Genomic DNA, 8,389 nt, shown 5'->3' on the forward strand with positions numbered 1-8,389 from the left:
ATTCTTTTGAAGCTGTTCAAAAAGGGAATGTATTTTATCAAAGAGCGAGAACTGCTGAAAAAAGATTAGCAAAACAGAATTTGGATTATTGGAGGCAACACCCAGGGAAATATGCACTTTGGTATTTTAATCCATATGCTCCATGCCCTCCGACATGGTACGATCAACCTTTTGCGGGTCAATTTAAAAATCATTGTTATTATGAACCAAAACCTGGAACATGTGAAAGTGTTTATACAGGAGGTTAGGCTGTTATTTCATTTCAAGGAGCAGATCAGCAGCTCCTTTTTTTTATGCAACAATCGGGCACTCCAATAGGTTTTTTTTGGTAAAATAAAGGGGGAATGAGTTGTTGTTTGGGGGATTTTTAGTGAAGGCTATAATATTTTATATTGTTGGGGGATTCATTCTCTATATAGTTATTGAAACAGCAGTGAGAAGAGGAATTAACCATTCAATTATTGGTCAATTTCTTGAAAAAAAGTATGGAATGAAAGAAGATAAAAAGTCTTTTCTTGATGATGATTTGGATAATGAAAATAAGGAGGATTATTAAAACAAGGGAGGTTGCTGCGGCAACCTTTTTTTAGAGGGGAAGTTAATGTACGAACCCTTTTTATAAAAACAAATTCAACAAGAAAACAATGATTTTCCTCAAACAGGCTCCAGTTTGTCGGAAAGCACATTTAATCAGCATCTTTCCCAGGGCGGCGAAATTCGGCGTAGTAGACCTTTCTTTTTTGGGGTTCGGATTCAATATTTTCGATGAATGCCGTTTTGGCTTTCTCCAGTAACAACCCCTTTAGTTCCCGAAGCTTTATTGGACCCACTCCTGGCATCTTATCAGGTATATGTACTTCGAAATCCCCCTGGCGTTTATAAAAGCGGATGCTAGCAAGCCCCGTTCTTTCGGCTTTCCCCAAGGTATATGCAAATTCAAATCGCTGCTGAATGAATGAAGATAACTCAGGCAGCCCTAAACCTTCATAGAGGGCAGGGAATTCATGATAAACGGGAGGTTCTATGAACGATATTGAAGAAATCTTCAAATGGATACTCCTCCTTTGGCAATAAAGACAGACATACGTTGCCTATATTATTGTGCTATGGGCCAATTTTTTAAACATCCATATAGGGGTCTTGCTTTCCGGTAACAAGGAACAGTACAGCTTTTTATTAGGGCTCCTCAGCACTTTTCTTATACTGCATTATCAACATATAAATCACGATCGTTATAATTCTATTAAATTAATTGGGTGCAGAAGCTTAATAAGTACGATCTGGGTGCAATAGCCATTAATTTTCAGCGTGCGCGATGAAAAAAGCAACTTTTCAGTTTGCATAGTAATTCGGAAGGGTTTTATAAAAAAAAAGCCAGGAAACCCTGCCTTTATGTTTAATTCGTTAAAGTTATTCCTTGTAAAACATGATCCCAAATGGCATTATCACTGGGATTACTGCGAAAAACATGTACAAAGCAAATCCCATCATGGGGCCAGTTCATGTCTTTAACTCCTGTTAAACCACCATCTACTGGCTGCATAATCAACAGGGTAAACTTACCCGTTGTAAGAGATAAAATGGATTTTAATTCGATAATATCTTCATAGTTCGCCGTTGACCACTCATATCTGATGAATAATGTATTTTAACTTTGCTGGATTTTTGTAAGGAAATTTTGGATGCGGTGATTCAGCTTATTTTTAAATGCTGGATATTGAACAGTCCAATCTTGATTTGGTATCTTCGGAAAATCATGGACGGAATCTATCTTATAGTGGCTATCATGAATAAAATGTGCTTTTGATGGTTGAGTACCCCCTGGTTCAAGAACAACATTTCCTTCATCAACAAAATGAGCGAGTATATTTTTCTCATGCATATTTTCTAACTCCATATATCCCTCAAATTTATTCTTTAATAATCTATTTACTTCAGGGAGGAAACTAGATTGAACCCAATCCAAGGGAAATGAATTCCTTCTTAAATCATACCTCTTTGTATGGAGGGCAGGACCGCACCAGCTGCCCAAACCAGCGATCAATTCATAAGATCCTTTTATCTCCGATAAATTCAAATAATCACTCCTCCGCTTTTTAATATTCTATAACAGAGCCATTCTATTTGATTGAACTTAAGAAAAGGTTATAAGGTTTCCACGGAAGCCTTTTTTTCATTGTTGAACTATAGGAGTAAGATACCAAACTTTCCTTCTGCCGAAAGCAAATTTGTGAAATATTGTACATAAACTAAAGCGTACTTTATTTTTGAACACTTGGAACTGATCAGCTGTTCCTTTATTTATTGGATCCGTTATTTTAGAAAAAATAATGGAAGGAAAATGGGAGCCTTTCTAAATAACACTGTTGCTGCTCAAAATCCTAACATATTTCTTTTAAAAGATATGCATGTACGGGGTTAATTTAATAATTATTATATAAAACATAACAAAAAATCACGGTCCCTTTATACGGATATAAAATTCTAGAGTTATTCTTAATTTACATCTAGAGGGAGGGATCCGAAGTTGTCAAAATTTCAGGCCATAACTTCTTTGTTCATCTTGGTATTTATCATCATTTTCGTATCTTATAAAATCACTGCTTTCTCATCCAATCATCCCACAACGAATCATTCCACATCCAACCGCTACATTCAACTACAATTATTAGGCGTTAATGATTTTCACGGCCAACTAAACAAATATCAATTGGTTTCAGGAACCATGGCAGGCGGTGCTGAATACTTGGCTGCCTATTTAAAAAAATATAAACAAGAAAACCCAAATACATTACTTGTTCATGCTGGTGATATGGTAGGAGGAAGCCCTCCAATCTCTTCTCAATTTCAAGACGAACCCACGATTGAATTTTTAAACCTCCTGCACTTTGATGTCGGGACACCTGGAAATCATGAATTGGACGAAGGCGTAAATGAAATGAAACGTCTTATTCATGGAGGATTCAATAAAAAAACAGGGTATTTTCAAGGTGCCAATACTGCTTACAGTTCTGCAAATATCATCGACAGAAAGTCGGGCCTTCCCTTGTTACCACCGTATGTTATTAAACAAATGGACGGAATTGATATTGGATTTATCGGTGTGGTCACAAAAGAGACCAACATGTATGTGTCCCCTGAAAATCGAAAAGAGGTAGAAATTACGGATGAAGTTTCAGCTATTAACCGAACCGTAAAGATTTTAAAGGATAAAGGGATCAAAGTGATTGTTGTACTGGCACATAATTCAGCTAAATCAGAAAAGGCAGGAGCAAATTCCACTGGAGCTTTAATGGAGATGGCTCCAAAAATCGATGATGAGGTAGATGTCATTTTTGCGGGTCACAGCCATGAATATGCCAATACCGTTGCAGCCGGTAAACTGATCGTTCAAGCTTATTCTAATGGGAAAGCCTTTTCTCAAGTAAATCTTGAAATTGACCCGCATTCTAAAATTATTGTTAAGAAACAAGCAAAGATCATTGCCACTTCACATCAACATATAAAACCGGATGAAGAAACGGTTGCTCTTCTAAATAAATATAGAAAAAGATTAGGGAGCAAATTTAATCAGGTAATAGGGGAAATGCCGGAAGAAATCAGACGAAATCAAGATGCAAACGGTGAATCCCCATTAGCGAAAATGATTGCAGAATCTGAGCGCGAAGCCATGGGGGTAGATATTGCTTTTGTCCATCAAGGCGAAATGCGGAAAAGCTTAAAAAAAGGGAAGATCACGGTAGAAGACCTTTATACCAACGTGCCTATGGGTCATAGTGTCAGTAAGTTAATTTTAACAGGAGAGCAGATAAAACTTGCTTTAGAACAGCAGTGGACGAAGGAATATGAAAATAGGTTACAAACGGTTGGCTTAACGTATGATTGGGAAGCCAAAGCTCCAATTGGCAGCAAGGTTGTTGTGCTGAAAGACAAGAAGGGTCAAGAGATTCAGCCAAACAACGAATATGAAGTAGCGGTTAGTAATTATTTAGCTTCAGGCGGTGATAACTTCACTGCATTTGAACAAGGCAGGCTCGTAGAATCCGGTCCGCAAGTTGTCACTGCACTTATACGTCATATCCAACAGAAGTATCCTCCCCATTCATTGAAAGAATGAAGGGGAAACATAACGGGTGCGTTTCTGTAATAAGCAGGAACGCCTTTTCCCTAATGTAAGCACGTTAGTTCAACAACAAGGAATTTGCCTTCATCCTAGGGAAATATAGTAATGAACTAAAGGGGCAGTATAGTTGAAGAAGGAACTTGAAACGTAAATCTCGAATATCTAATGTAATCGATAGATGAAAATTGGATGACAGACAGGAGTTAGATACGATGATAAAAGGTTTCGGAGGAATATTTTGGAGAACTAATAATCTTGAATCTGTAAAAAAGTGGTACAGTGAAGTGTTGAAGCTTGAAATAGAAAAGTGGAATGGGACTGTGATAAAACCGCAATTAGGAAATGAAACGATCTTTTCTTTCTTTACCTAGAATGACAGTTATTTTCCAACAGAACAACAAGTGATGTTAAATTTCGAAGTACATAATCTTAACGAGACTATTAAGCATCTTGAACATATTGGTGTACCTCTTGCAAAGAAAAAGGAGATTAGTGAATTTGGAAAGTTTATTTGGATTGAAGATCCTGAAGGCCGACTGATCGAGCTTTGGGAGAAATAACGAGTTGTAATTCATTTGAAAGGAGTTCTACAAATGACCGAACAGCTAATTGTAAGAGATGAGATACTCATTGAGGCGAATTCTCAGAAAGTCTGGGAAGTGCTAACTAAACCCAAATACGTTGCAGAATGGGATGAACTACCAGAAAATTATCCTAATGAAGATATGACCGAGGGAAGTAAGGTGATTTGGGATATCCCTAATGGCGGTCAGTCAATCACTAAAATCATTAGAGCAGTTGTGCAGAAAGAATTAAAAATCGCTTTGCACGTTTCAAATTGGGAAGTAAAACCGAATGAAGGTGATGTCGCATATAATTATCACTTAAAAGATAAAGGCGATAGTACTCTGCTAAGAATCGAGATTGGTGATTTCTCCCTGATTAAAGACGGAAAAATGTATTATGATGCATCTGTGGAATTTGCATCTAATTCTAAACAAATAATTAAGAAGTTATCCGAAAATCTTGGCTGATTAGACATACCTGGATTTCCTAATGAACTCAAAGGTGCTTTAATTCAAAAGGAGTTGCTTCGGCAGCTCTTTTTCTTATGGAGCTAAAGGCAGAATAGTTCAACAAGGGTATAGGCATATATGGTAAAGTTATACAGAATGGAGAAGCGGAAATTGGAGGAAATAAGATTGGGAGACTTAAATATTCTTTTATCTTTTGGTGCAGGGATACTATCTTTTATATCTCCTTGCTGTTTACCCTTATACCCTGCGTTTTTATCTTATATTACAGGATTATCAATAAGTGAATTAAAAGAAGATAATAACAAATTAAACCGCAAACCAATGCTTCATACCTTATTCTTTTTGATCGGTTTTTCTATTATCTTTGTAATATTAGGGTTATCCACTTCTTTTATTTACGATCTCTTTTATGAATATATTGATTTAATTGACAAGTAGGGGCTATTTTGATAATTATTTTTGGTTTAATGATTGTTGGGGTTTTTCAACCTAAATTCTTGATGATGGACAGAAAAATAAATTTTAAAAATCGCCCATCTGGTTATATAGGTTCTATTTTAATTGGGATAGGTTATGCTGCTGGTTGGACTCCTTGCATTGGACCCATATTAGGTGCCATCGTAACCCTTGGTTTATCGACTGGACAAGGTTTAATATATATGATTGCTTATATTCTTGGGTTTTCCATACCTTTCTTAACAATGTCATTTTTTATAGGGAAATCAGGATGGATAAAAAAATATAACCACAAAATAACTCAATTTGGTGGCTATATAACAGTTATTATGGGGATTGTCTTATTTTTTGATTGGATGGCCAAGATTACATCTTTTCTAACAAATAATGTATTTGGTGGCTTTACGGGTTTCTAATGCTTATAGAACTAACCGGTGCTTCAATAATGAAGGTTGCTAATGAATTACTTGTATACTTTTAATTACTTTTTGTGAAATAATGTGTAAATAAAATCGTATAACAAAAATAGATAATATATTTTTTATTGGTTATCCTTCATGCTTTTATTCAATTGTATACCTAGAATATATGAACAATAAAAGTGCTTTTATTTAAAATTACGTTTTTAGTATAATTAAGTTAAGTTACAATATAAGAAAATATTTACAAGGGGAAAAAATGAAAAATTCAAAGTTGGATTACAACCTAATTACACTTTTACTTTTACTATTTATAACAAGTTGTATAGCTATATTAAATGCTCAAGATTTTGGTCAATATGAAGGGAATTTTTTATTTAGACAAATAACCTGGTATATTGTAGGAATTGGAATAATTGCAGGAATTATGTATTTAGATTCTGAACAGATCTTTCGCTTGAATTGGTTTATTTACTCATTTAGCATCATTCTATTAATCGCGTTAATTTTGGCACCTGAATCAATAGCTCGTGAAATAAATGGAGCCAAAAGTTGGTTTCAACTTCCGGGAATCGGATCTCTGCAACCAGCTGAATTCACAAAAATATCTTTGATAATTTGTTTAAGTTTCTTAGTACAAAAACATCATGAAAAATATTTAGATAAAACTTTAAAAACAGATTTGTTACTGTTAATTAAGATGGGAGCTGCTACAGTTCTTCCTATACTATTAATTATGCTACAACCAGATTTAGGTACGTCTTTAGTATTAATATGTATTTTTACAGGGATTTTTATTGTTTCGGGTATATCATGGAAAATTATCAGTGTTATTTTTATTATCATTTCCTTAATTTCTAGTATTCTTATATACCTAGTCTTTTTCAACCCTGAAATGCTTCAATCAATGGGATTTGCAACATATCAATTAGGAAGAATTTATGCTTGGATTGATCCAGAATCTTATGCATCAGGTGAAGGCTATAATCTAACCAAAGCATTACTAGCCATTGGTTCAGGAGGGGTATATGGTTATCTGGAAAAGGGTATATATGTTCCAGAAGCACATACGGATTTTATATTTAGTGTTATTTCTTCTAAATATGGTTTCTTTGGAGCTAGTATTTTAGTAACAATTTATTTTCTCCTTATTTCGAGTATAGTGAAGTTAGCTCTGGACGTAAAAAATAGTTTTGAATCTTACATATGCACTGGTGTTACTTCCATGATTTTTTTCCATGTTTTTGAGAATATCGGGATGAATATAGGCCTAGTACCCATAACAGGAATACCTTTACCTTTTATAAGTTATGGAGGAAGCTCATTAATTGGTAATATGTTAGCGATGGGGTTAGTCTTTTCAATAAGCTATCGAAAAAAAACATTTATGTTTGATTAAGATGGCTAAGTATTCAGGATTAATTCTAGGTAAATTTTTATTAAGACCATTTGGCGGTAAATTATTTACTGAGTTTTTAATGTTTTTACTGATATATACAAAGTTACCAGTACACAATAAAGTAATAAGGTTTACTTCAGTAAAATAAGGTATATTATATTTGTGAATAGATTCTCTTTAAAGACAAGAAAAGTAGGTGAACAAAGTGGGAAAATATCAATTGGATACCAAAGGTAAGGTAGCTGTGACAAAGTTTCATGAAAAACAGAAGCCTGCCAAATTTGATAAAAAGCAGCAACTTGAAAAAATACGTGCGGAGTATTTGAAAAAGAAGCAAAAACAAACAGATAAATAATATGAATGAAAACATAGGAAGACTAAAATCTCCCTATGTTTTTCTTATTCGAAGTTCTTTTTTCAATTGATGATAGAGTTTATTATTCCCATAAATTTCAGATTCGGTGACAAAAAACTCATCATCAGATATCCATTCCTCACTAAAAATTTCAGAAGCAGAATCAATAGACCAACCGTTATTTTGGATACACCAGTAATCTCCAGCAGAAATTTTTAAAACATTTGGATACTCACTTGGCTTAGGTAGCTGAATAAAAAGATAAGTCTCGAGCTTTTCAGCAAGATACTTTCTCAACACCCCACATTCAAAGAAACCCAGGAAATACGTGCTTTACACCAATAAAGGAGGTTGTTGAAGCAACCTTTTCTTAATGAACTCCCATGAAAATTAAAAAAGCTCAAAATCCAGAAAAAACCACAACAAAATAGACCCAGTAAAAACGCTTTTTTAAAAAAAGGCTGAGCCTTATGAGTAATCAGATTGAGTTTGGTAAATCGTTAAACAAAAACCTCCAATCATTGCAAATTAAGTGAAGGCTAGCGCGACGACCAAAAAAGGATTAATCTCCCATGAGTGCTACCCATAAAGGGCGCGACA

The 8,389-nt window shown here is 34.7% G+C and carries 9 protein-coding genes and 2 pseudogenes; 8 read left to right on the forward strand and 3 right to left on the reverse strand.

Going from position 1 to position 8,389, the window contains the following annotated elements:
- Both ADA55_RS05735 and ADA55_RS05740 read left to right on the forward strand, forming a co-directional pair.
- The coding region (locus ADA55_RS05735; protein WP_048680400.1) for a cell wall hydrolase at nt 1-248 on the forward strand (248 nt) is incomplete at its 5' end.
- 104 nt (nt 249-352) lie between these two features.
- Nucleotides 353-556 carry a hypothetical protein gene (locus tag ADA55_RS05740; RefSeq protein WP_309247781.1) on the forward strand — a complete coding sequence of 68 codons (204 nt, stop codon included), beginning with the start codon at nt 353-355 and terminating at the stop codon, nt 554-556.
- A gap of 130 nt (nt 557-686) precedes the next feature.
- Here the strand turns inward: ADA55_RS05740 and ADA55_RS05745 are convergent, their stop codons facing one another.
- Together ADA55_RS05745 and ADA55_RS30330 are read right to left on the reverse strand one after the other, a co-directional pair.
- Nucleotides 687-1,049, reverse strand: a complete 363-nt coding sequence (locus tag ADA55_RS05745) for a hypothetical protein (RefSeq protein WP_048680404.1) — start codon at nt 1,047-1,049, stop codon at nt 687-689.
- Nucleotides 1,050-1,648: 599 nt separating this feature from the next.
- Nucleotides 1,649-2,077, reverse strand: a complete 429-nt coding sequence (locus tag ADA55_RS30330) for a DUF1796 family putative cysteine peptidase (RefSeq protein WP_213068218.1) — start codon at nt 2,075-2,077, stop codon at nt 1,649-1,651.
- Between the two features lie 450 nt (nt 2,078-2,527).
- Between ADA55_RS30330 and ADA55_RS05755 the strand changes: the two genes are divergently transcribed.
- The 6 genes and pseudogenes from ADA55_RS05755 (at nt 2,528) to ADA55_RS29985 (ending at nt 7,789) form a co-directional block, all read left to right on the forward strand.
- Complete coding sequence (locus ADA55_RS05755; RefSeq protein WP_053087375.1) at nt 2,528-4,117, forward strand: bifunctional metallophosphatase/5'-nucleotidase; 1,590 nt, start codon at nt 2,528-2,530, stop codon at nt 4,115-4,117.
- 218 nt (nt 4,118-4,335) lie between these two features.
- A pseudogene (locus ADA55_RS05760) lies at nt 4,336-4,683 on the forward strand (VOC family protein).
- A gap of 33 nt (nt 4,684-4,716) precedes the next feature.
- A complete protein-coding gene (locus ADA55_RS05765) occupies nt 4,717-5,157 on the forward strand; it encodes an SRPBCC domain-containing protein (protein ID WP_048680407.1) in 441 nt (146 codons plus the stop codon).
- A 168-nt stretch (nt 5,158-5,325) separates the two neighbouring features.
- Nucleotides 5,326-6,032 (forward strand): annotated as a pseudogene (locus ADA55_RS05770) (cytochrome c biogenesis CcdA family protein).
- A gap of 262 nt (nt 6,033-6,294) precedes the next feature.
- Nucleotides 6,295-7,434 (forward strand): FtsW/RodA/SpoVE family cell cycle protein, encoded by a 1,140-nt coding sequence (locus ADA55_RS05775; RefSeq protein WP_048680411.1) that lies wholly within the window; start codon nt 6,295-6,297, stop codon nt 7,432-7,434.
- A gap of 205 nt (nt 7,435-7,639) precedes the next feature.
- Nucleotides 7,640-7,789, forward strand: coding sequence for a hypothetical protein (locus tag ADA55_RS29985; RefSeq protein WP_048680414.1), 150 nt, complete (start codon nt 7,640-7,642; stop codon nt 7,787-7,789).
- Between the two features lie 33 nt (nt 7,790-7,822).
- On the opposite strand, the gene ADA55_RS05785 is transcribed toward ADA55_RS29985, so the two are convergent.
- A complete protein-coding gene (locus ADA55_RS05785; RefSeq protein ID WP_048680417.1) occupies nt 7,823-8,086 on the reverse strand; it encodes a hypothetical protein in 264 nt (87 codons plus the stop codon).
- Nucleotides 8,087-8,389: the final 303 nt, after the last annotated feature.

Source organism: Bacillus sp. 220_BSPC (assembly GCF_001054655.1).
GTDB lineage: Bacteria > Bacillota > Bacilli > Bacillales > DSM-1321 > Peribacillus > Peribacillus frigoritolerans.

What these genes read in the sequence shown, in the direction of transcription:
- ADA55_RS05765 (WP_048680407.1), top strand. Translation starts at nt 4,717, where the DNA reads ATGACCGAACAGCTAATTGTAAGAGATGAGATACTCATTGAGGCGAAT.
- ADA55_RS05775 (WP_048680411.1), top strand. Translation starts at nt 6,295, where the DNA reads ATGAAAAATTCAAAGTTGGATTACAACCTAATTACACTTTTACTTTTA.